We start from the raw sequence: 21,436 nt of genomic DNA on the forward strand, positions 1-21,436 counted from the left end.
CACCGTCACCGACGGCAGACTGCTGGCCCCGGCGCTCTCCCCGGCCGGGCGCACCGCCTGGCTGTCCGCCGCTCCCGGACCACGCAAGGCCGAGGTCCTGAGCCTCTACGCGTACGGGCGCGAGGTCGCCCTCGACGGGGACCTCGCGCCCGCGCCCCCGCGCTGGATCGGCGACGACCGCCTGCTGATCACGCTCGACGGCCGGTTCCAGGTGATCCGTCCCCACACGGACACCACCGGCCAGGAGATCCCCCTCGACGCCACCCTTGAGGTGACCCGCCCCCGCTACCGGGCCAAGGAGTACGTCCTGGAGGCCGAGCGGAGCCGTCCGGTCCACGGCATCCACCTGCCCGCCCTCTCACCCGACGGCCGCAGCGTGGCCTTCGCCGCGCTCAACGCCCTGTGGACCGCACCCGTCACCGGGGGAGCACCGCGCAGACTCGTCCAGGCCCCCGCCACCGCCTACCTCCAGGGACCGGTGTGGACCCCGGACGGCCGGGCGCTGCTCTACACCGACGACCGCGACGGGCTGAACACCGTACGCCGCCGGGAGCTCACCGGCGGCGGGGAGAGCGTCCTCGCCCCGGGCGGCCGCGTCTACGGAGTGCTCTCGCCCGACGGCGGACGGCTCGCCGCCCTCGACCTCGCCGGGCGGCTCCTCGTCCGCGACCTCGCGACCGGCACGGAGACCCCCCTGGTCACCGCCCTCGGCGGCGGAGGCCTGCCCGGCCCGCCCAGCTGGTCCCCCGACGGCCGGTACCTCGCGCTCTGCGACCGCAACCGCCTCAGCCGGCGCTTCCGCGAGGGCTACAACCTCATCCGGATCGTCGACACCCGCACCGGCACCGCCCGCCTCTACGCGCTCGCCCCGCACGCCTCCCTCGCGGACCGCTACGCCTCCGGCCCCGTCTGGTCGCCCGACGGCCGGTTCCTGGCCTGCGTCAGCGAGTCCGCCCTGTGGCTGCTCCCCGTCACCCCCGACGGCACCCCCGCCGGCCCCGCCCGCCGCGTGACCGGCGACGACGAGCCCGCCGACCACCCCTCCTGGTCCGGGGACTCCCGCACCCTGCTCTACCAGTCCGGCGCCCGGCTGCGCCTGCTCGCCCTCGACGACGCGGGCGTACCCGCCGCGGCCCCCCGGACCGTGCCGATCGCCCTGAGCTACCGCCGCCCCAGCCCCGTCGACACCGTCGTGCACGCCGGACTGCTGTGGGACGCCACCGGGTCCCCACCCCGCGCCGACGTCGACATCCTCGTCAGCGACGGCCGGATCACCGCTGTCGAACCCCACCGGCCCGGCCGCCGCGCCGCCCGCACCGTGGACGCCTCCACCGGCACGGTCCTGCCGGGCCTGTGGGACTCCCACGTCCACCCGTACCCCTACACCTACGGGGCCCGCCAGGGCCTCCTGCACCTGGCCTACGGAGTCACCACCGCCGTCTCCCTCGGCGGCTCCGCCTACGAACAGGCCCGGCTGCGCGAGGACATCAGGGCCGGCCTGCTGGCCTCGCCCCGGCTGTTGGCCGGCGGTGAGCTCCTCGACGGCTCCCGCGTCGCCTACAGCATGGGGCGCGCCCACCGCACCCCGGCCGGCTTCGCCCGCTCACTGGCCAGGGCCGAGGCGCTGGACTGGGACTTCGTCAAGACCTATGTCCGCGCCCCGTACGCGCACATGGCCGAAGCCGCCCGCTTCGCGCACGAGCGGATCGGCGTCCTGGCCGGCTCCCACCTGTGCGCCACCGGCATCCAGTCCGGCCAGGACCTGACCACGCACCTGGTGGCGACCGAGCGCGCCGAGTGCGGGCACGGTGCGACCCCGCAGGGCCACACCTACCAGGACACGCTGGAGGTGTACGCACGGCGCGGACTCGACCTGATCGCCACGCCCTTCACGGCCCTGCCGCTGATCGGCGCCGATCCGGCGGTCGCCGCCGACTCCCGGGTCACGGCCCTGATGCCGCCCTGGGACGTGGCGGCCGTCCGCACCGCGGCCGCGACCGCGCCGAGCGCCGAACAGCAGGCCGTACTGGAACGCGAGGTCGCCGCCTACCGGGGCGTCCTCGCGGGCGGCGGACGCCTCGCCCTGGGCACCGACGCGCCCCTCACCCCGGTCGGCCTCCACCTGCACCTGGCCCTGCGCGCCCTGCACCAGTACGGGCTGACCGCGGCGGAGGCACTCACCACCGTCACCCGCACCCCGGCCCGGGTCTTCGGTGTCGCGGACCGCCTCGGCACGGTCGAACCGGGCCGGATCGCCGACCTCACCCTCGTCGACGGCGACCCCTTCACCGACTTCGCCGACCTGATCCGCGTACGGGCGACCGTACGCGGCGGAACCGTGTGGGAACGGGCCGTCCTGGAAACCGCGTTCACCCGGACCGCGGCCCCCGCCGCGCCGGCCGGCGACTGGCGCGACGTCCTGCACCAGATGCTGCGCGACGGCTGCTGCACCGCCGGTGCCTAGTGCTGTCACCGCCCGCGGGGAGGTACCGGGGGTGTCCGCCGCGTGATCGCCCCGGCGGCCGGGTTTCCGGTCAGGAGGCGGGCCGCCGGGCACGGGCGGGGTGGCTCAGGGCCTGCTGGCCTCCCGAGGCCAGCATCCGGACCTCGCCCTGGTCGCTGATCTCGGCGCGGATGATCCCGGTGTCGTCGGCGTAGACCGGATGGCCGCCCGGACCCGTCCGCTCCGTGCGCGTGACGACCACGGTGTCCGCGGACTCCGCCGAACCGTCGTCCTCGAACACCAACTCATAGCGATCCTCACGGTCCTCGCCCACCACGTACCTCCAGATCCCCGCCGTCGCGCGGACCGCGCCGAAGGGCCGCGTACCAACGTGCCCCATGGCCCCCGACGACAGCACGCGCCACGCGGCACCGGGACCCGACCGGGGGACACTCCCCGCCCCGGAATCCTGTCGACGGCATCCGTCCCCCCGACTAGCCTCGGCCCCATGAGCACCCTGCAGACGATCCACGGCGTACCCGTCCTGATATGCGGCTCCGAGGGCGAGAGGATCAGCGGTGAAGGCGACGTCATGGACCTCATCGGCAACGCCATGTACCAGGGGGTCCAGTGGATCGCCATCCCCGCCGAGCGCTTCGACGAGACCTTCTTCCGGCTGAGCACCCGGGTCGCCGGTGACGTCGTCCAGAAGTTCGTGAACTACCGCGTGGGGCTCGCCGTCCTCGGCGACATCTCCCGCCACACGACGAACAGTCCGGCACTGCGCGACTTCGTCCGCGAGTGCAACCGCGGCCGCCAGACCTGGTTCCTCACCGACGCCGCGGAACTGCACGACCGTCTCGGGCCCCCGGCCGCTTCAGAGGCCTGACCCGCGCCGGACCTGGAGCACATCAGGCGTCAGATCGTCCTCCAGGGCGAGGCCGGCCGCCGTGAGTTCCTCGGCGAGGGCCCTCCGGGTCAGCGGCCACAGGAGGAAGGACTCCCGGGCATGGCGCAGCATCCGGCCCTGACGGCACACCAGGTACGTGTAGTCGTAGCGGATCCGGCCGTCCTCGGCGCGCTGGGTGAGCTGCCCGCGGTAGGTGTCGATGCCGAGGCGGACCTCACCCAGCCCGCGCCGGACGGGCTGCGCGGGGAGACCGGCCGGTGGACGGTCCAGGAAGAGCAGCCCGCCGGGCACCAGCAGATCGGCCAGCACCCGCCACAGCGCGCGCCGCTCGGCGGGCGGCAGGCAGGGCACCATCCGCAGGCACACGGCCAGGTCGGCCTGGCCGCGCAGCGACAGTTCGAGGGCGGAGCAGGCGTGCACCGTCACCCGGTCCCCGGCGGAGCCGCCCGCCGGCGGGTGCAGCCGGGAGAGCAGGACGGCCCGCATGGCGGCCGCCGGCTCGACGGCGTGCACCGGTACGGTCGACGCGCCGATCAGTACCTCGGTGACCAGGCCGGTACCCGCGCCGACCTCGACGATCCCGACCCGGGCGGCAGCCGCCGGAGCCGCCAGGGCGAGCGCGTGCCGGTGGTAGGCCCGGGCGTGCAACAGGTCGTAGAACTCGGCCGACACGGCGTACGCCTCACCGGGACGCCCGCCGTGGGCACAGCGCTCCGACGGCGGCGCGTGCCCGTCCGGTCGTAAGTCCCCCCGTATGTCCATCCGGCCATCATGGCCGTACGAGCCCCGGCCCACGAGCACGCGATCCGGCCACGGGGCCGACCGCGCTGCCCGCCGCCCCGCCCCGCCCGGGCAGGCCGGGGCGGGGCGGGGCGGACGGTGCTAGCGGCTCAGCACCACCGCGGCGACCGCAGCCGGTACCGGCGCGAGGGCCGCGGGCCGGGCCGTGAAGGTGCCCCGGCCCTGGGTCCGGCCGCGCAGCCGGGACGCGTAGCCGAAGAGCTCGGCCAGTGGCACGGCCGCGGTGACCACCGCCGTGCCGGACCCGGACGTGGAGCCCGAGACCCGGCCGCGGCGGGCCGCGAGGTCACCCAGCACCGCTCCCACACCGTCCTCGGGGACGGTCACCGTGACCTCCACCACCGGCTCCAGGAGCTCCACCGTGCTCGCGCGCAGCGCCTCGCGCAGCGCGAACCGGCCCGCCGCCCGGAACGCCAGCTCCGAGGAGTCCTTGGAGTGGGTGGCCCCGTCGGTGAGCGTCACCCGCAGCCCCGTCACCGGATACCCGCCGAGCGGTCCCTCGGCGAGCGCGTCCCGGCAGCCGGCCTCCACGGCGCGCGCGTACTCCTGCGGCACGCGGCCGCCGACGACCGACGACCGGAACACGAAGCCCGCAGCCTCCGCTGCCTCCTCCAGCGGTTCGACGTCGATGACGACGTGCGCGAACTGGCCCGCGCCACCGTCCTGTTTGACGTGCCGGTAGACGAGGCCGGTCACCCCGCGTACGACGGTCTCCCGGTAGGAGACCTGCGGACGCCCGACCACGACCTCCACCCCCTGGCCGCGGCGGATCTTCTCCACTGCGACCTCCAGGTGGAGTTCGCCCATCCCCGACAGCACGGTCTGGCCGGTTTCCCCGTCGGACCGCACCACCAGCGAGGGGTCCTCCTCGACGAGGCGCGCCAGGGCCGCCGCGAGCCGGCCGGTGTCGCTGCTCCGGCGTGCCTCGACCGCCACCGACACCACCGGTTCGGCCACCGACGGCGGTTCGAGGACCAGCGGAGCCCCGGGGGCGCACAGGGTCGTACCCGCCCGGGCGGCCTTCAGCCCGATCACGGCGACGATGTCACCCGCGACCGCCTCCTCCCGTTCCTCGTGCCGGTCGGCCTGTACCCGCAGGATCCGGCCGACCCGCTCCGTGCGGCCCGTCGCGGCGTCCAGTACGGACTCGCCCTTGCGGAGCGTGCCCGCGTAGACCCGTACGTACGTGAGCCGTCCGGTCGGTGTCGCCGTCACCTTGAACGCCAGGGCCGTGAACGGCGCCGCCGGGTCGGGGGCCCGCTCCTGCTCCGCGCCGCCGGCCTCGCCCCGTACCGGTGGCATGTCGGCGGGCGACGGCAGGTACGCGAGGACCGCGTCCAGCAACGGCTCGATCCCGCGGTTGCGGTACGCCGAGCCGCACAGCACCACCACGCCGTCCCCGCGCAGCGTCAGCTCCCGCAGGGCGCGCGCCAGCGTCGGCCCGGTCACCGCCGAAGCCGCACAGAACTCCTCCAGCGCGTCCGCGTGCAGCTCGGCCACCGTCTCCTCCAGGAGCCGGCGCCGCCGCTGCGCCTCCTCGCGCAGCTCCTCGGGCACCGGTGCGGTCTCGTAGGTCTCGCCGCCCGCCCGCCAGAGCAGCGCGCGCATCCCCAGCAGGTCCACGACCCCGGTGAAACCGTCCTCCCGGCCGATGGGCAGCTGGACCACCAGCGGGACGACGCCCAGCCGCTCGCGGATCGAGGCGACGGCCGTGTCGAGGTCGGCGCCCGCCCGGTCGAGCTTGTTGACGAAGGCGATCCGCGGAACCCCGTGCCGGTCGGCCTGCCGCCACACCGACTCGCTCTGCGGCTCGACCCCGGCGACGGCGTCGAACACCGCGACCGCCCCGTCCAGGACGCGCAGGGACCGTTCGACCTCGTCCGAGAAGTCGACGTGGCCCGGGGTGTCGATCAGGTTGACGCGGTGCCCGGCCCAGGCGCAGCTCACGGCCGCGGCGAAGATGGTGATGCCGCGGTCGCGCTCCTGGGCGTCGAAGTCGGTGACGGTCGTTCCGTCGTGTACCTCGCCCCGCTTGTGGATGGCGCCGGTCGCGAACAGGATGCGTTCGGTGATGGTGGTCTTGCCCGCGTCGACGTGGGCGAGGATGCCCAGATTGCGGACGGCGGTGGGGGACGTGCCGGCGAGCGGTCGTCGGATGGTGCGCATGGCCCGAGGCCTTTCGAACGATGAGGAGGCAGGCAGCGCGATTCCCGGGACGGCACACCGGTCGGCCCCGCCCGTCCCGCCGGACCGGCCCCGGCTGCCGGGGGCGCAGGGCCGGGGCAGGGGGGCACAAGGGCAGCGGGAGGAACGGAAACCGAAGGAGCGTCACGGGCATGCGGTGACGGCCGCGCAGCCGGCACCGGGCCTAGCGAGACACCGGGATCACGTCGTACCGGGACGGGGGAACGAAGGCGGCGGTGTGGCGCATGCACATGGCCCGGTTCCCCTTCTCTTCACTCGGCATCAGGCGCGCGGTGCCCTGTCGGCAGCGCGTGCGGCGAGTCTAGGGAAGAGGACCCGGCGGGGCACGGTATTTATTTCCGGCTGCGCGGCCTCACTCCGGCCGGGGCGCCGCCGGGAGGCGGAGCACCAGGCGGGCGCCGTGCGCGTGGTCCTCGGCCGTCAGCGTCCCGCCGTGATGGGCCGTCAAGTCCCGGGCGATGGCGAGGCCGAGGCCCGCACCGCCGTGGTCGCGGCTGCGGGAGTCGTCGAGGCGGGTGAAGCGTTCGAAGACCCGCTCCCGGTCGGCCGCGGGGATGCCCGGGCCGTCGTCGGTGACCTCCAGTACGGCGGTACGGGGCCCCGGGCCGTTCGTGGTGCGCAGGGTGACGACCACGCGCCGGTCGGCGTAACGCTGCGCGTTGTCGAGGAGGTTGGTGACGACACGGCTGAGCCACAGGGCGCTGCCGGTGATCCCGACCCCGGCTTCGAGGTCCAGGTGTACGGGAACCCTGTCGCCGAGCCGGGTGTCCACGGCTTCGCATACCAGGGCAGTCAGGTCCAGTTCCACCGCGGCCACGGGCTGGGCGGCGTCGATCCGGGCGAGCAGCAGCAGATCGGCCGCGAGGTGCTGGAGCCGTTCGATGTCCTGGAGGGCCCCGCCGATCAGCTCGGGCCACAGCTCCGGGTCCTGGACGGCGAGAGCCACTTCCAGCTGCGTGCGCAGGACGGTGATGGGGCTGCGCAGTTCGTGCGAGGCGTCGGCGATGAACTGCCGCTGGCGGACCCCGGAGGCCTCCAGCCGGTCCAGGGTGGCGTTCATGGTCTGCGCCAGGCGGGCGACCTCGTCGTGGGTGGCCGGCACCGGCACCCGGCGGTGCAGGTCGCGGTCGGTGATCCCGGCGACCTCGGCCCGGATCGCCTCCACCGGTCTCAGCGCCCGGCCGGTGACCCGCCAGGTCACGAGGGCGACGGTGGCCAGGAGCAGGGGCATCCCGATGACGAGGGCGGCGGTGGTGGTGTCGTCGACGGCGTCCGCGTCGCGCAGCGAGGCCCCGGCGTAGACGATGGCCGGGCCGTTCGGGGTGTCGGTGATGACCTGGACGACCCGCTGGCGGTGGCCGCCGCCCAGGGGACGGACCTTCCAGGTGTGGAAGCGGGTCCCGGGCACCTCGGGGCCCGCGGGCGGGAACGCGGGTACGCCGATGAGGTTGGGGCTGGCCAGCAGGACGCGGCCGTCGGCGCCCACCACCTGGACGAACTCGACACCGCGGGCGACCAGCCGCGCGCGGTCGAGCCGCCCGGCCGCGGCGAGCTGGGCCACGGCGTCGGCCTGCCGCCGCGCGTCGTCCTCGGCGTTGCGCAGCAGATTGGCCTCGAGCAGCCCCAGCAGGGCGAACGAGGCGAGCGACAGGGCCGCGGCCACCACCACGCTCGCACCCACGGTGGCCCGCGCCCGGACGGTGGTGGGCCACAGCCGCCTCAGCACGGGCCATCGCTCCAGGGCGGCGCCCGCGGCCGCGCGCAAGGCGGCGGCGGGGCGGCTGCGCAGGAGACGGCCGCGCAGGAGACGGGCGCGGACGAGGAGATCGTGCAGGGTCCGGTCGTGCAGGGTCCGGTCGTACAGGATCCGGTCGTCCAGGATCCGCTCCCGGCAGAGGCGGCCGGGGAAGAGGTGGTCGCGGAACAGGCGGTCGCGGCCGCGGGGACGCTCAGCCACCGTCGGCCGCCAGCCGGTATCCGGCCCCGCGTACGGTCTCCAGCGCGGCGCGGCCGAACGGCGCGTCGATCTTGCGGCGTACGGCACTGACGTGGACCTCGACGACATTGGGATCGCCGTCGAAAGCGCTGTCCCACACCTGGCCTACCCGGACGTCCTCCTGCCGTGGCTCTTCCTCGTGCCCCGGGTCGCGATGGGGCTCAACCACCTCCTGGCGGACTCCGAGCCCCTCGGCGCGGACCGTACGCAGCTGCTGCGGGCCGCTGTCGAGGACGCCGCGGCGCAGCCAGAGGCCGGCCCCTGGGGAGCTCTGCACCGGCTCTCCCCGTGGACGGCACTGCCCCGGGACAGCGACACGGCCTCGTGGCCCGCCCTAGCCGGCGACTCCGAGTGCGTCCTGTCCACGACCCGCATCCCGGACGTCGAAGGCCACCTCACGCGCGGTCCCGCCGCACGCTACGTATGGGACCTGGCCGACCGCGACAACAGCCTGTGGGTCGTCCCCCTCGGCGCCTCGGGGGCTGACGGGCCCCACCACCACGACCAGCTGCCCCTGTGGGAACGCGGCGAACTCGTGCCCGTGATCACGGACTGGAGCCTGCTACGCAAGGAGGGCGGTGCACCGGGGCCCGCCGAGGAAGTCAGCGGCGGACGCGGGGCATACCCAGGCCCGTCCGGGAATTGATCTCGCGCTGTCATCTGCCACCGCCGAATCAGAAAGGCGGCAGTGCCTCAGGCACCGAGGTAGGGCACAAAATTGTCCGGCTCCAACAAGGGGTCGACCCACGCTGCGTGAGCAAATGCTGGACGCTGCGACATCCGACCGCCCACGTCATCGACAAGCGTCGTCCTCACCCGAGGAGTGAGATGAATCCGACAACGCAGACCCTCCACCTCGACGACGCCGCAGTCACCCGCATCGACGTCCAGCGCCGCGTCCGGGGCCACACTCACCGTCCACCCGGCCTTGGTGGCGAGATACATCCACACCTCGAGAGCGCGCACGTAAGACGGCGGTCCCAAGCCGCCATGTCGGCGACCAGATCCCGGACGGCACGGCGTCCTCATGGGTGGCGCAGGCCTCTGCGATGCGCAGGGGCTGGCCTCCTTCCGTTCTTGCAACGGTCAGAGAGGGAGCGAAGTTGATGCGCTCTGTGTTGACGGACGGATCGTTCCAGTGGGCCTCCTTCTGCTGCGGTCATCCGTTCGCCGAGGAGGTCGTGATGACTGGTTCCCTGCCCGTTGCTGCCCAGGCGGATCTGCGCCGTCAGCCCGTGGAAGACGTGCTGGAGCGCGTGGAAGCGGCCCTGCGTGTGGAATTGGATCGGCAGGCACTGGTGCGCAAGCGCCGTTCCTTGGGCGGTCGTACGGAGCGGGGTACATGGGTGCGCATCGAGCGGCGGGGGTTCTAGCGGATCGGCGCGCAGGGCTGGAACGGGACCGAGGCCGTCACCGCCAACAGGGGACTCGCACCCGAGGCCGACGCCCCGCAGGACCTCGTCGACACCGTCCTGTGCAAGTGACGCTGCGCGTGGCCGGCTGACGGCCGTCGTGGCCCCGGGCCGGCGGCGGCGCCCGTGGACCGCAGCCCGTTGCCCCCGCCGGGGGTTGATCGTTTGGGTGGCTGACGGGTCGGTACGGGCGGTCATCGAAACGCGAAGGCGAGTGGTCGGGGTGCGAGTCGCGCGCAGGACGGTTCTGCAGGCGGGCGGGGCCGGCGCCCTCGCCGCACTGCTCGGACACCCCCCGGCCCGGGCCGCGGCCCAGGCCGGTTCCCCGGGTCCGGCGGCCGGGGAACCGCTCCGGTTGCGCTTCACCCGCGCGACCAACGGGGCCGCGACCGCCACCGCCACCGGGGACCGCGTCGTCGCCGAGGTGCAGAACGTCCTCTGGTCTCTGCCCCCGGACGGCTCGCCCGCCACGCAGCTCACCCCGCCCGATCTGGAGCCCGGCCGCCCGGTGTTCTCCCCGGACGGCCGCCACCTCGCGATGAGCGCCTACCGCGGGGGCGCCTTCCACATCTGGGTGATGGGCGCGGACGGATCGGGTCTGCGCAGGCTCACCGACGGCCCGTTCGACCACCGTGCCCCCGCCTGGTCGCCCGACGGCTGCAGCCTCGCCTTCTGCTCCGAACGGGGCGGCGACCCGGTGGCGGGCAGCCCGTACCGGATCTGGGCGGTCGCCCTCACCGGCGGCGGCCCGCGCCGGCTGACGGGCCTGCCCGGGCAGCCCGGGCCAGGCCAGGAAGGCGACTGGGAGGACTTCGACCCGGTCTGGTCGCCGGACGGTACCCGCGTGCTGTTCGTCCGCGGCACCGCCACGGGGGAGACCCTGACGGCCCGGACCCTCGCATCGGTCGCCGTCGCCGCGGCCGACGCCGGCGGGCCCGTACGGATCGAACACACCGTCACCGACGGCAGACTGCTGGCCCCGGCGCTCTCCCCGGCCGGGCGCACCGCCTGGCTGTCCGCCGCTCCCGGACCACGCAAGGCCGAGGTCCTGAGCCTCTACGCGTACGGGCGCGAGGTCGCCCTCGACGGGGACCTCGCGCCCGCGCCCCCGCGCTGGATCGGCGACGACCGCCTGCTGATCACGCTCGACGGCCGGTTCCAGGTGATCCGTCCCCACACGGACACCACCGGCCAGGAGATCCCCCTCGACGCCACCCTTGAGGTGACCCGCCCCCGCTACCGGGCCAAGGAGTACGTCCTGGAGGCCGAGCGGAGCCGTCCGGTCCACGGCATCCACCTGCCCGCCCTCTCACCCGACGGCCGCAGCGTGGCCTTCGCCGCGCTCAACGCCCTGTGGACCGCACCCGTCACCGGGGGAGCACCGCGCAGACTCGTCCAGGCCCCCGCCACCGCCTACCTCCAGGGACCGGTGTGGACCCCGGACGGCCGGGCGCTGCTCTACACCGACGACCGCGACGGGCTGAACACCGTACGCCGCCGGGAGCTCACCGGCGGCGGGGAGAGCGTCCTCGCCCCGGGCGGCCGCGTCTACGGAGTGCTCTCGCCCGACGGCGGACGGCTCGCCGCCCTCGACCTCGCCGGGCGGCTCCTCGTCCGCGACCTCGCGACCGGCACGGAGACCCCCCTGGTCACCGCCCTCGGCGGCGGAGGCCTGCCCGGCCCGCCCAGCTGGTCCCCCGACGGCCGGTACCTCGCGCTCTGCGACCGCAACCGCCTCAGCCGGCGCTTCCGCGAGGGCTACAACCTCATCCGGATCGTCGACACCCGCACCGGCACCGCCCGCCTCTACGCGCTCGCCCCGCACGCCTCCCTCGCGGACCGCTACGCCTCCGGCCCCGTCTGGTCGCCCGACGGCCGGTTCCTGGCCTGCGTCAGCGAGTCCGCCCTGTGGCTGCTCCCCGTCACCCCCGACGGCACCCCCGCCGGCCCCGCCCGCCGCGTGACCGGCGACGACGAGCCCGCCGACCACCCCTCCTGGTCCGGGGACTCCCGCACCCTGCTCTACCAGTCCGGCGCCCGGCTGCGCCTGCTCGCCCTCGACGACGCGGGCGTACCCGCCGCGGCCCCCCGGACCGTGCCGATCGCCCTGAGCTACCGCCGCCCCAGCCCCGTCGACACCGTCGTGCACGCCGGACTGCTGTGGGACGCCACCGGGTCCCCACCCCGCGCCGACGTCGACATCCTCGTCAGCGACGGCCGGATCACCGCTGTCGAACCCCACCGGCCCGGCCGCCGCGCCGCCCGCACCGTGGACGCCTCCACCGGCACGGTCCTGCCGGGCCTGTGGGACTCCCACGTCCACCCGTACCCCTACACCTACGGGGCCCGCCAGGGCCTCCTGCACCTGGCCTACGGAGTCACCACCGCCGTCTCCCTCGGCGGCTCCGCCTACGAACAGGCCCGGCTGCGCGAGGACATCAGGGCCGGCCTGCTGGCCTCGCCCCGGCTGTTGGCCGGCGGTGAGCTCCTCGACGGCTCCCGCGTCGCCTACAGCATGGGGCGCGCCCACCGCACCCCGGCCGGCTTCGCCCGCTCACTGGCCAGGGCCGAGGCGCTGGACTGGGACTTCGTCAAGACCTATGTCCGCGCCCCGTACGCGCACATGGCCGAAGCCGCCCGCTTCGCGCACGAGCGGATCGGCGTCCTGGCCGGCTCCCACCTGTGCGCCACCGGCATCCAGTCCGGCCAGGACCTGACCACGCACCTGGTGGCGACCGAGCGCGCCGAGTGCGGGCACGGTGCGACCCCGCAGGGCCACACCTACCAGGACACGCTGGAGGTGTACGCACGGCGCGGACTCGACCTGATCGCCACGCCCTTCACGGCCCTGCCGCTGATCGGCGCCGATCCGGCGGTCGCCGCCGACTCCCGGGTCACGGCCCTGATGCCGCCCTGGGACGTGGCGGCCGTCCGCACCGCGGCCGCGACCGCGCCGAGCGCCGAACAGCAGGCCGTACTGGAACGCGAGGTCGCCGCCTACCGGGGCGTCCTCGCGGGCGGCGGACGCCTCGCCCTGGGCACCGACGCGCCCCTCACCCCGGTCGGCCTCCACCTGCACCTGGCCCTGCGCGCCCTGCACCAGTACGGGCTGACCGCGGCGGAGGCACTCACCACCGTCACCCGCACCCCGGCCCGGGTCTTCGGTGTCGCGGACCGCCTCGGCACGGTCGAACCGGGCCGGATCGCCGACCTCACCCTCGTCGACGGCGACCCCTTCACCGACTTCGCCGACCTGATCCGCGTACGGGCGACCGTACGCGGCGGAACCGTGTGGGAACGGGCCGTCCTGGAAACCGCGTTCACCCGGACCGCGGCCCCCGCCGCGCCGGCCGGCGACTGGCGCGACGTCCTGCACCAGATGCTGCGCGACGGCTGCTGCACCGCCGGTGCCTAGTGCTGTCACCGCCCGCGGGGAGGTACCGGGGGTGTCCGCCGCGTGATCGCCCCGGCGGCCGGGTTTCCGGTCAGGAGGCGGGCCGCCGGGCACGGGCGGGGTGGCTCAGGGCCTGCTGGCCTCCCGAGGCCAGCATCCGGACCTCGCCCTGGTCGCTGATCTCGGCGCGGATGATCCCGGTGTCGTCGGCGTAGACCGGATGGCCGCCCGGACCCGTCCGCTCCGTGCGCGTGACGACCACGGTGTCCGCGGACTCCGCCGAACCGTCGTCCTCGAACACCAACTCATAGCGATCCTCACGGTCCTCGCCCACCACGTACCTCCAGATCCCCGCCGTCGCGCGGACCGCGCCGAAGGGCCGCGTACCAACGTGCCCCATGGCCCCCGACGACAGCACGCGCCACGCGGCACCGGGACCCGACCGGGGGACACTCCCCGCCCCGGAATCCTGTCGACGGCATCCGTCCCCCCGACTAGCCTCGGCCCCATGAGCACCCTGCAGACGATCCACGGCGTACCCGTCCTGATATGCGGCTCCGAGGGCGAGAGGATCAGCGGTGAAGGCGACGTCATGGACCTCATCGGCAACGCCATGTACCAGGGGGTCCAGTGGATCGCCATCCCCGCCGAGCGCTTCGACGAGACCTTCTTCCGGCTGAGCACCCGGGTCGCCGGTGACGTCGTCCAGAAGTTCGTGAACTACCGCGTGGGGCTCGCCGTCCTCGGCGACATCTCCCGCCACACGACGAACAGTCCGGCACTGCGCGACTTCGTCCGCGAGTGCAACCGCGGCCGCCAGACCTGGTTCCTCACCGACGCCGCGGAACTGCACGACCGTCTCGGGCCCCCGGCCGCTTCAGAGGCCTGACCCGCGCCGGACCTGGAGCACATCAGGCGTCAGATCGTCCTCCAGGGCGAGGCCGGCCGCCGTGAGTTCCTCGGCGAGGGCCCTCCGGGTCAGCGGCCACAGGAGGAAGGACTCCCGGGCATGGCGCAGCATCCGGCCCTGACGGCACACCAGGTACGTGTAGTCGTAGCGGATCCGGCCGTCCTCGGCGCGCTGGGTGAGCTGCCCGCGGTAGGTGTCGATGCCGAGGCGGACCTCACCCAGCCCGCGCCGGACGGGCTGCGCGGGGAGACCGGCCGGTGGACGGTCCAGGAAGAGCAGCCCGCCGGGCACCAGCAGATCGGCCAGCACCCGCCACAGCGCGCGCCGCTCGGCGGGCGGCAGGCAGGGCACCATCCGCAGGCACACGGCCAGGTCGGCCTGGCCGCGCAGCGACAGTTCGAGGGCGGAGCAGGCGTGCACCGTCACCCGGTCCCCGGCGGAGCCGCCCGCCGGCGGGTGCAGCCGGGAGAGCAGGACGGCCCGCATGGCGGCCGCCGGCTCGACGGCGTGCACCGGTACGGTCGACGCGCCGATCAGTACCTCGGTGACCAGGCCGGTACCCGCGCCGACCTCGACGATCCCGACCCGGGCGGCAGCCGCCGGAGCCGCCAGGGCGAGCGCGTGCCGGTGGTAGGCCCGGGCGTGCAACAGGTCGTAGAACTCGGCCGACACGGCGTACGCCTCACCGGGACGCCCGCCGTGGGCACAGCGCTCCGACGGCGGCGCGTGCCCGTCCGGTCGTAAGTCCCCCCGTATGTCCATCCGGCCATCATGGCCGTACGAGCCCCGGCCCACGAGCACGCGATCCGGCCACGGGGCCGACCGCGCTGCCCGCCGCCCCGCCCCGCCCGGGCAGGCCGGGGCGGGGCGGGGCGGACGGTGCTAGCGGCTCAGCACCACCGCGGCGACCGCAGCCGGTACCGGCGCGAGGGCCGCGGGCCGGGCCGTGAAGGTGCCCCGGCCCTGGGTCCGGCCGCGCAGCCGGGACGCGTAGCCGAAGAGCTCGGCCAGTGGCACGGCCGCGGTGACCACCGCCGTGCCGGACCCGGACGTGGAGCCCGAGACCCGGCCGCGGCGGGCCGCGAGGTCACCCAGCACCGCTCCCACACCGTCCTCGGGGACGGTCACCGTGACCTCCACCACCGGCTCCAGGAGCTCCACCGTGCTCGCGCGCAGCGCCTCGCGCAGCGCGAACCGGCCCGCCGCCCGGAACGCCAGCTCCGAGGAGTCCTTGGAGTGGGTGGCCCCGTCGGTGAGCGTCACCCGCAGCCCCGTCACCGGATACCCGCCGAGCGGTCCCTCGGCGAGCGCGTCCCGGCAGCCGGCCTCCACGGCGCGCGCGTACTCCTGCGGCACGCGGCCGCCGACGACCGACGACCGGAACACGAAGCCCGCAGCCTCCGCTGCCTCCTCCAGCGGTTCGACGTCGATGACGACGTGCGCGAACTGGCCCGCGCCACCGTCCTGTTTGACGTGCCGGTAGACGAGGCCGGTCACCCCGCGTACGACGGTCTCCCGGTAGGAGACCTGCGGACGCCCGACCACGACCTCCACCCCCTGGCCGCGGCGGATCTTCTCCACTGCGACCTCCAGGTGGAGTTCGCCCATCCCCGACAGCACGGTCTGGCCGGTTTCCCCGTCGGACCGCACCACCAGCGAGGGGTCCTCCTCGACGAGGCGCGCCAGGGCCGCCGCGAGCCGGCCGGTGTCGCTGCTCCGGCGTGCCTCGACCGCCACCGACACCACCGGTTCGGCCACCGACGGCGGTTCGAGGACCAGCGGAGCCCCGGGGGCGCACAGGGTCGTACCCGCCCGGGCGGCCTTCAGCCCGATCACGGCGACGATGTCACCCGCGACCGCCTCCTCCCGTTCCTCGTGCCGGTCGGCCTGTACCCGCAGGATCCGGCCGACCCGCTCCGTGCGGCCCGTCGCGGCGTCCAGTACGGACTCGCCCTTGCGGAGCGTGCCCGCGTAGACCCGTACGTACGTGAGCCGTCCGGTCGGTGTCGCCGTCACCTTGAACGCCAGGGCCGTGAACGGCGCCGCCGGGTCGGGGGCCCGCTCCTGCTCCGCGCCGCCGGCCTCGCCCCGTACCGGTGGCATGTCGGCGGGCGACGGCAGGTACGCGAGGACCGCGTCCAGCAACGGCTCGATCCCGCGGTTGCGGTACGCCGAGCCGCACAGCACCACCACGCCGTCCCCGCGCAGCGTCAGCTCCCGCAGGGCGCGCGCCAGCGTCGGCCCGGTCACCGCCGAAGCCGCACAGAACTCCTCCAGCGCGTCCGCGTGCAGCTCGGCCACCGTCTCCTCCAGGAGCCGGCGCCGCCGCTGCGCCTCCTCGCGCAGCTCCTCGGGCACCGGTGCGGTCTCGTAGGTCTCGCCGCCCGCCCGCCAGAGCAGCGCGCGCATCCCCAGCAGGTCCACGACCCCGGTGAAACCGTCCTCCCGGCCGATGGGCAGCTGGACCACCAGCGGGACGACGCCCAGCCGCTCGCGGATCGAGGCGACGGCCGTGTCGAGGTCGGCGCCCGCCCGGTCGAGCTTGTTGACGAAGGCGATCCGCGGAACCCCGTGCCGGTCGGCCTGCCGCCACACCGACTCGCTCTGCGGCTCGACCCCGGCGACGGCGTCGAACACCGCGACCGCCCCGTCCAGGACGCGCAGGGACCGTTCGACCTCGTCCGAGAAGTCGACGTGGCCCGGGGTGTCGATCAGGTTGACGCGGTGCCCGGCCCAGGCGCAGCTCACGGCCGCGGCGAAGATGGTGATGCCGCGGTCGCGCTCCTGGGCGTCGAAGTCGGTGACGGTCGTTCCGTCGTGTACCTCGCCCCGCTTGTGGATGGCGCCGGTCGCGAACAGGATGCGTTCGGTGATGGTGGTCTTGCCCGCGTCGACGTGGGCGAGGATGCCCAGATTGCGGACGGCGGTGGGGGACGTGCCGGCGAGCGGTCGTCGGATGGTGCGCATGGCCCGAGGCCTTTCGAACGATGAGGAGGCAGGCAGCGCGATTCCCGGGACGGCACACCGGTCGGCCCCGCCCGTCCCGCCGGACCGGCCCCGGCTGCCGGGGGCGCAGGGCCGGGGCAGGGGGGCACAAGGGCAGCGGGAGGAACGGAAACCGAAGGAGCGTCACGGGCATGCGGTGACGGCCGCGCAGCCGGCACCGGGCCTAGCGAGACACCGGGATCACGTCGTACCGGGACGGGGGAACGAAGGCGGCGGTGTGGCGCATGCACATGGCCCGGTTCCCCTTCTCTTCACTCGGCATCAGGCGCGCGGTGCCCTGTCGGCAGCGCGTGCGGCGAGTCTAGGGAAGAGGACCCGGCGGGGCACGGTATTTATTTCCGGCTGCGCGGCCTCACTCCGGCCGGGGCGCCGCCGGGAGGCGGAGCACCAGGCGGGCGCCGTGCGCGTGGTCCTCGGCCGTCAGCGTCCCGCCGTGATGGGCCGTCAAGTCCCGGGCGATGGCGAGGCCGAGGCCCGCACCGCCGTGGTCGCGGCTGCGGGAGTCGTCGAGGCGGGTGAAGCGTTCGAAGACCCGCTCCCGGTCGGCCGCGGGGATGCCCGGGCCGTCGTCGGTGACCTCCAGTACGGCGGTACGGGGCCCCGGGCCGTTCGTGGTGCGCAGGGTGACGACCACGCGCCGGTCGGCGTAACGCTGCGCGTTGTCGAGGAGGTTGGTGACGACACGGCTGAGCCACAGGGCGCTGCCGGTGATCCCGACCCCGGCTTCGAGGTCCAGGTGTACGGGAACCCTGTCGCCGAGCCGGGTGTCCACGGCTTCGCATACCAGGGCAGTCAGGTCCAGTTCCACCGCGGCCACGGGCTGGGCGGCGTCGATCCGGGCGAGCAGCAGCAGATCGGCCGCGAGGTGCTGGAGCCGTTCGATGTCCTGGAGGGCCCCGCCGATCAGCTCGGGCCACAGCTCCGGGTCCTGGACGGCGAGAGCCACTTCCAGCTGCGTGCGCAGGACGGTGATGGGGCTGCGCAGTTCGTGCGAGGCGTCGGCGATGAACTGCCGCTGGCGGACCCCGGAGGCCTCCAGCCGGTCCAGGGTGGCGTTCATGGTCTGCGCCAGGCGGGCGACCTCGTCGTGGGTGGCCGGCACCGGCACCCGGCGGTGCAGGTCGCGGTCGGTGATCCCGGCGACCTCGGCCCGGATCGCCTCCACCGGTCTCAGCGCCCGGCCGGTGACCCGCCAGGTCACGAGGGCGACGGTGGCCAGGAGCAGGGGCATCCCGATGACGAGGGCGGCGGTGGTGGTGTCGTCGACGGCGTCCGCGTCGCGCAGCGAGGCCCCGGCGTAGACGATGGCCGGGCCGTTCGGGGTGTCGGTGATGACCTGGACGACCCGCTGGCGGTGGCCGCCGCCCAGGGGACGGACCTTCCAGGTGTGGAAGCGGGTCCCGGGCACCTCGGGGCCCGCGGGCGGGAACGCGGGTACGCCGATGAGGTTGGGGCTGGCCAGCAGGACGCGGCCGTCGGCGCCCACCACCTGGACGAACTCGACACCGCGGGCGACCAGCCGCGCGCGGTCGAGCCGCCCGGCCGCGGCGAGCTGGGCCACGGCGTCGGCCTGCCGCCGCGCGTCGTCCTCGGCGTTGCGCAGCAGATTGGCCTCGAGCAGCCCCAGCAGGGCGAACGAGGCGAGCGACAGGGCCGCGGCCACCACCACGCTCGCACCCACGGTGGCCCGCGCCCGGACGGTGGTGGGCCACAGCCGCCTCAGCACGGGCCATCGCTCCAGGGCGGCGCCCGCGGCCGCGCGCAAGGCGGCGGCGGGGCGGCTGCGCAGGAGACGGCCGCGCAGGAGACGGGCGCGGACGAGGAGATCGTGCAGGGTCCGGTCGTGCAGGGTCCGGTCGTACAGGATCCGGTCGTCCAGGATCCGCTCCCGGCAGAGGCGGCCGGGGAAGAGGTGGTCGCGGAACAGGCGGTCGCGGCCGCGGGGACGCTCAGCCACCGTCGGCCGCCAGCCGGTATCCGGCCCCGCGTACGGTCTCCAGCGCGGCGCGGCCGAACGGCGCGTCGATCTTGCGGCGTACGGCACTGACGTGGACCTCGACGACATTGGGATCGCCGTCGAAAGCGCTGTCCCACACCTGGCCTACCCGGACGTCCTCCTGCCGTGGCTCTTCCTCGTGCCCCGGGTCGCGATGGGGCTCAACCACCTCCTGGCGGACTCCGAGCCCCTCGGCGCGGACCGTACGCAGCTGCTGCGGGCCGCTGTCGAGGACGCCGCGGCGCAGCCAGAGGCCGGCCCCTGGGGAGCTCTGCACCGGCTCTCCCCGTGGACGGCACTGCCCCGGGACAGCGACACGGCCTCGTGGCCCGCCCTAGCCGGCGACTCCGAGTGCGTCCTGTCCACGACCCGCATCCCGGACGTCGAAGGCCACCTCACGCGCGGTCCCGCCGCACGCTACGTATGGGACCTGGCCGACCGCGACAACAGCCTGTGGGTCGTCCCCCTCGGCGCCTCGGGGGCTGACGGGCCCCACCACCACGACCAGCTGCCCCTGTGGGAACGCGGCGAACTCGTGCCCGTGATCACGGACTGGAGCCTGCTACGCAAGGAGGGCGGTGCACCGGGGCCCGCCGAGGAAGTCAGCGGCGGACGCGGGGCATACCCAGGCCCGTCCGGGAATTGATCTCGCGCTGTCATCTGCCACCGCCGAATCAGAAAGGCGGCAGTGCCTCAGGCACCGAGGTAGGGCACAAAATTGTCCGGCTCCAACAAGGGGTCGACCCACGCTGCGTGAGCAAATGCTGGACGCTGCGACATCCGACCGCCCACGTCATCGACAAGCGTCGTCCTCACCCGAGGAGTGAGATGAATCCGACAACGCAGACCCTCCACCTCGACGACGCCGCAGTCACCCGCATCGACGTCCAGCGCCGCGTCCGGGGCCACACTCACCGTCCACCCGGCCTTGGTGGCGAGATACATCCACACCTCGAGAGCGCGCACGTAAGACGGCGGTCCCAAGCCGCCATGTCGGCGACCAGATCCCGGACGGCACGGCGTCCTCATGGGTGGCGCAGGCCTCTGCGATGCGCAGGGGCTGGCCTCCTTCCGTTCTTGCAACGGTCAGAGAGGGAGCGAAGTTGATGCGCTCTGTGTTGACGGACGGATCGTTCCAGTGGGCCTCCTTCTGCTGCGGTCATCCGTTCGCCGAGGAGGTCGTGATGACTGGTTCCCTGCCCGTTGCTGCCCAGGCGGATCTGCGCCGTCAGCCCGTGGAAGACGTGCTGGAGCGCGTGGAAGCGGCCCTGCGTGTGGAATTGGATCGGCAGGCACTGGTGCGCAAGCGCCGTTCCTTGGGCGGTCGTACGGAGCGGGGTACATGGGTGCGCATCGAGCGGCGGGGGTTCTAGCGGATCGGCGCGCAGGGCTGGAACGGGACCGAGGCCGTCACCGCCAACAGGGGACTCGCACCCGAGGCCGACGCCCCGCAGGACCTCGTCGACACCGTCCTGTGCAAGTGACGCTGCGCGTGGCCGGCTGACGGCCGTCGTGGCCCCGGGCCGGCGGCGGCGCCCGTGGACCGCAGCCCGTTGCCCCCGCCGGGGGTTGATCGTTTGGGTGGCTGACGGGTCGGTACGGGCGGTCATCGAAACGCGAAGGCGAGTGGTCGGGGTGCGAGTCGCGCGCAGGACGGTTCTGCAGGCGGGCGGGGCCGGCGCCCTCGCCGCACTGCTCGGACACCCCCCGGCCCGGGCCGCGGCCCAGGCCGGTTCCCCGGGTCCGGCGGCCGGGGAACCGCTCCGGTTGCGCTTCACCCGCGCGACCAACGGGGCCGCGACCGCCACCGCCACCGGGGACCGCGTCGTCGCCGAGGTGCAGAACGTCCTCTGGTCTCTGCCCCCGGACGGCTCGCCCGCCACGCAGCTCACCCCGCCCGATCTGGAGCCCGGCCGCCCGGTGTTCTCCCCGGACGGCCGCCACCTCGCGATGAGCGCCTACCGCGGGGGCGCCTTCCACATCTGGGTGATGGGCGCGGACGGATCGGGTCTGCGCAGGCTCACCGACGGCCCGTTCGACCACCGTGCCCCCGCCTGGTCGCCCGACGGCTGCAGCCTCGCCTTCTGCTCCGAACGGGGCGGCGACCCGGTGGCGGGCAGCCCGTACCGGATCTGGGCGGTCGCCCTCACCGGCGGCGGCCCGCGCCGGCTGACGGGCCTGCCCGGGCAGCCCGGGCCAGGCCAGGAAGGCGACTGGGAGGACTTCGACCCGGTCTGGTCGCCGGACGGTACCCGCGTGCTGTTCGTCCGCGGCACCGCCACGGGGGAGACCCTGACGGCCCGGACCCTCGCATCGGTCGCCGTCGCCGCGGCCGACGCCGGCGGGCCCGTACGGATCGAACA

19 protein-coding genes and 2 pseudogenes are annotated in these 21,436 nt (G+C 74.6%); 9 read left to right on the plus strand and 12 right to left on the minus strand.

Annotated elements, in window-relative coordinates:
• Positions 1-2,464, plus strand: a 2,464-nt coding sequence (locus OG447_RS31995; RefSeq protein WP_266941158.1) for an amidohydrolase family protein, incomplete at its 5' end; no start/stop codon positions are given.
• Positions 2,465-2,534: 70 nt separating this feature from the next.
• On the opposite strand, the gene OG447_RS32000 is transcribed toward OG447_RS31995, so the two are convergent.
• Entirely contained in the window at positions 2,535-2,777 is a 243-nt protein-coding gene (locus OG447_RS32000) for a DUF6296 family protein (RefSeq protein WP_266941167.1), read from the minus strand.
• A gap of 174 nt (positions 2,778-2,951) precedes the next feature.
• Between OG447_RS32000 and OG447_RS32005 the strand changes: the two genes are divergently transcribed.
• Positions 2,952-3,332 carry a DUF4180 domain-containing protein gene (locus OG447_RS32005; RefSeq protein ID WP_266941160.1) on the plus strand — a complete coding sequence of 127 codons (381 nt, stop codon included), beginning with the start codon at positions 2,952-2,954 and terminating at the stop codon, positions 3,330-3,332.
• Here OG447_RS32005 and OG447_RS32010 read toward each other — a convergent pair.
• The 4 genes and pseudogenes from OG447_RS32010 to OG447_RS32025 all read right to left on the minus strand — a co-directional run.
• Entirely contained in the window at positions 3,321-4,115 is a 795-nt protein-coding gene (locus tag OG447_RS32010) for a class I SAM-dependent methyltransferase (RefSeq protein WP_266941162.1), read from the minus strand. The two genes, OG447_RS32005 and OG447_RS32010, sit on opposite strands and share 12 nt — an antisense overlap.
• A gap of 120 nt (positions 4,116-4,235) precedes the next feature.
• Positions 4,236-6,320 (minus strand): elongation factor G, encoded by a 2,085-nt coding sequence (gene fusA, locus OG447_RS32015; protein ID WP_266941163.1) that lies wholly within the window; start codon positions 6,318-6,320, stop codon positions 4,236-4,238.
• Positions 6,321-6,711: 391 nt separating this feature from the next.
• Positions 6,712-8,316, minus strand: a complete 1,605-nt coding sequence (locus OG447_RS32020; protein WP_323181895.1) for an ATP-binding protein — start codon at positions 8,314-8,316, stop codon at positions 6,712-6,714.
• Positions 8,309-8,455: pseudogene (locus OG447_RS32025) on the minus strand (winged helix-turn-helix domain-containing protein); the annotation flags it as partial. The gene OG447_RS32020 and the pseudogene OG447_RS32025, both read right to left, overlap by 8 nt.
• Here OG447_RS32025 and OG447_RS32030 point away from each other — a divergent pair.
• The gene (locus OG447_RS32030) at positions 8,408-9,001 is read left to right on the plus strand and encodes a penicillin acylase family protein (RefSeq protein ID WP_266941164.1); all 594 of its coding nucleotides are present in this window, start codon (positions 8,408-8,410) and stop codon (positions 8,999-9,001) included. The pseudogene OG447_RS32025 and the gene OG447_RS32030 sit on opposite strands and share 48 nt — an antisense overlap.
• Positions 9,002-9,048: 47 nt before the next feature.
• On the opposite strand, the gene OG447_RS32035 is transcribed toward OG447_RS32030, so the two are convergent.
• Positions 9,049-9,300 (minus strand): hypothetical protein, encoded by a 252-nt coding sequence (locus tag OG447_RS32035; protein WP_266941166.1) that lies wholly within the window; start codon positions 9,298-9,300, stop codon positions 9,049-9,051.
• A gap of 161 nt (positions 9,301-9,461) precedes the next feature.
• Between OG447_RS32035 and OG447_RS32040 the strand changes: the two genes are divergently transcribed.
• The gene (locus OG447_RS32040; protein ID WP_323181896.1) at positions 9,462-9,728 is read left to right on the plus strand and encodes a hypothetical protein; all 267 of its coding nucleotides are present in this window, start codon (positions 9,462-9,464) and stop codon (positions 9,726-9,728) included.
• Between the two features lie 394 nt (positions 9,729-10,122).
• Positions 10,123-13,182, plus strand: a complete 3,060-nt coding sequence (locus OG447_RS32045) for an amidohydrolase family protein (protein WP_266941169.1) — start codon at positions 10,123-10,125, stop codon at positions 13,180-13,182.
• 70 nt (positions 13,183-13,252) lie between these two features.
• Here OG447_RS32045 and OG447_RS32050 read toward each other — a convergent pair whose 3' ends face one another.
• Positions 13,253-13,495, minus strand: coding sequence for a DUF6296 family protein (locus OG447_RS32050; RefSeq protein WP_266941167.1), 243 nt, complete (start codon positions 13,493-13,495; stop codon positions 13,253-13,255).
• A 174-nt stretch (positions 13,496-13,669) separates the two neighbouring features.
• Between OG447_RS32050 and OG447_RS32055 the strand changes: the two genes are divergently transcribed.
• Entirely contained in the window at positions 13,670-14,050 is a 381-nt protein-coding gene (locus OG447_RS32055; RefSeq protein WP_266941160.1) for a DUF4180 domain-containing protein, read from the plus strand.
• On the opposite strand, the gene OG447_RS32060 is transcribed toward OG447_RS32055, so the two are convergent.
• The 4 genes and pseudogenes from OG447_RS32060 to OG447_RS32075 form a co-directional block, all read right to left on the minus strand.
• Positions 14,039-14,833 (minus strand): class I SAM-dependent methyltransferase, encoded by a 795-nt coding sequence (locus OG447_RS32060; protein ID WP_266941162.1) that lies wholly within the window; start codon positions 14,831-14,833, stop codon positions 14,039-14,041. The genes OG447_RS32055 and OG447_RS32060 overlap by 12 nt on opposite strands.
• Before the next feature lie 120 nt (positions 14,834-14,953).
• Positions 14,954-17,038, minus strand: coding sequence for an elongation factor G (fusA, locus tag OG447_RS32065; RefSeq protein WP_266941163.1), 2,085 nt, complete (start codon positions 17,036-17,038; stop codon positions 14,954-14,956).
• Positions 17,039-17,429: 391 nt separating this feature from the next.
• Positions 17,430-19,034, minus strand: a complete 1,605-nt coding sequence (locus OG447_RS32070) for an ATP-binding protein (RefSeq protein ID WP_323181895.1) — start codon at positions 19,032-19,034, stop codon at positions 17,430-17,432.
• Positions 19,027-19,173 (minus strand): annotated as a pseudogene (locus tag OG447_RS32075) (winged helix-turn-helix domain-containing protein); the annotation flags it as partial. The pseudogene OG447_RS32075 and the gene OG447_RS32070, both read right to left, overlap by 8 nt.
• On the opposite strand from OG447_RS32075, the gene OG447_RS32080 reads away from it, so the two are divergent.
• A complete protein-coding gene (locus OG447_RS32080; RefSeq protein WP_266941164.1) occupies positions 19,126-19,719 on the plus strand; it encodes a penicillin acylase family protein in 594 nt (197 codons plus the stop codon). The pseudogene OG447_RS32075 and the gene OG447_RS32080 sit on opposite strands and share 48 nt — an antisense overlap.
• A 47-nt stretch (positions 19,720-19,766) precedes the next feature.
• Here the strand turns inward: OG447_RS32080 and OG447_RS32085 are convergent, their stop codons facing one another.
• Positions 19,767-20,018, minus strand: coding sequence for a hypothetical protein (locus OG447_RS32085; protein WP_266941166.1), 252 nt, complete (start codon positions 20,016-20,018; stop codon positions 19,767-19,769).
• 161 nt (positions 20,019-20,179) lie between these two features.
• On the opposite strand from OG447_RS32085, the gene OG447_RS32090 reads away from it, so the two are divergent.
• Complete coding sequence (locus OG447_RS32090; protein ID WP_323181896.1) at positions 20,180-20,446, plus strand: hypothetical protein; 267 nt, start codon at positions 20,180-20,182, stop codon at positions 20,444-20,446.
• A 262-nt stretch (positions 20,447-20,708) separates the two neighbouring features.
• Positions 20,709-21,436: TolB family protein (locus OG447_RS32095; RefSeq protein ID WP_368078413.1), on the plus strand; the 728-nt coding region annotated here is incomplete at its 3' end.

Source organism: Streptomyces sp. NBC_01408 (assembly GCF_026340255.1).
Taxonomy (GTDB): Bacteria; Actinomycetota; Actinomycetes; order Streptomycetales; family Streptomycetaceae; genus Streptomyces.

Coding starts and splice junctions, on each gene's coding strand:
- OG447_RS32040 (WP_323181896.1), top strand. CDS start 9,462: ATGCGCTCTGTGTTGACGGACGGATCGTTCCAGTGGGCCTCCTTCTGC.
- OG447_RS32055 (WP_266941160.1), top strand. CDS start 13,670: ATGAGCACCCTGCAGACGATCCACGGCGTACCCGTCCTGATATGCGGC.
- OG447_RS32005 (WP_266941160.1), top strand. CDS start 2,952: ATGAGCACCCTGCAGACGATCCACGGCGTACCCGTCCTGATATGCGGC.
- OG447_RS32060 (WP_266941162.1), bottom strand. CDS start 14,833: ATGGACATACGGGGGGACTTACGACCGGACGGGCACGCGCCGCCGTCG.
- OG447_RS32035 (WP_266941166.1), bottom strand. CDS start 9,300: ATGTATCTCGCCACCAAGGCCGGGTGGACGGTGAGTGTGGCCCCGGAC.
- fusA (WP_266941163.1), bottom strand. CDS start 6,320: ATGCGCACCATCCGACGACCGCTCGCCGGCACGTCCCCCACCGCCGTC.
- OG447_RS32010 (WP_266941162.1), bottom strand. CDS start 4,115: ATGGACATACGGGGGGACTTACGACCGGACGGGCACGCGCCGCCGTCG.
- OG447_RS32085 (WP_266941166.1), bottom strand. CDS start 20,018: ATGTATCTCGCCACCAAGGCCGGGTGGACGGTGAGTGTGGCCCCGGAC.
- fusA (WP_266941163.1), bottom strand. CDS start 17,038: ATGCGCACCATCCGACGACCGCTCGCCGGCACGTCCCCCACCGCCGTC.
- OG447_RS32090 (WP_323181896.1), top strand. CDS start 20,180: ATGCGCTCTGTGTTGACGGACGGATCGTTCCAGTGGGCCTCCTTCTGC.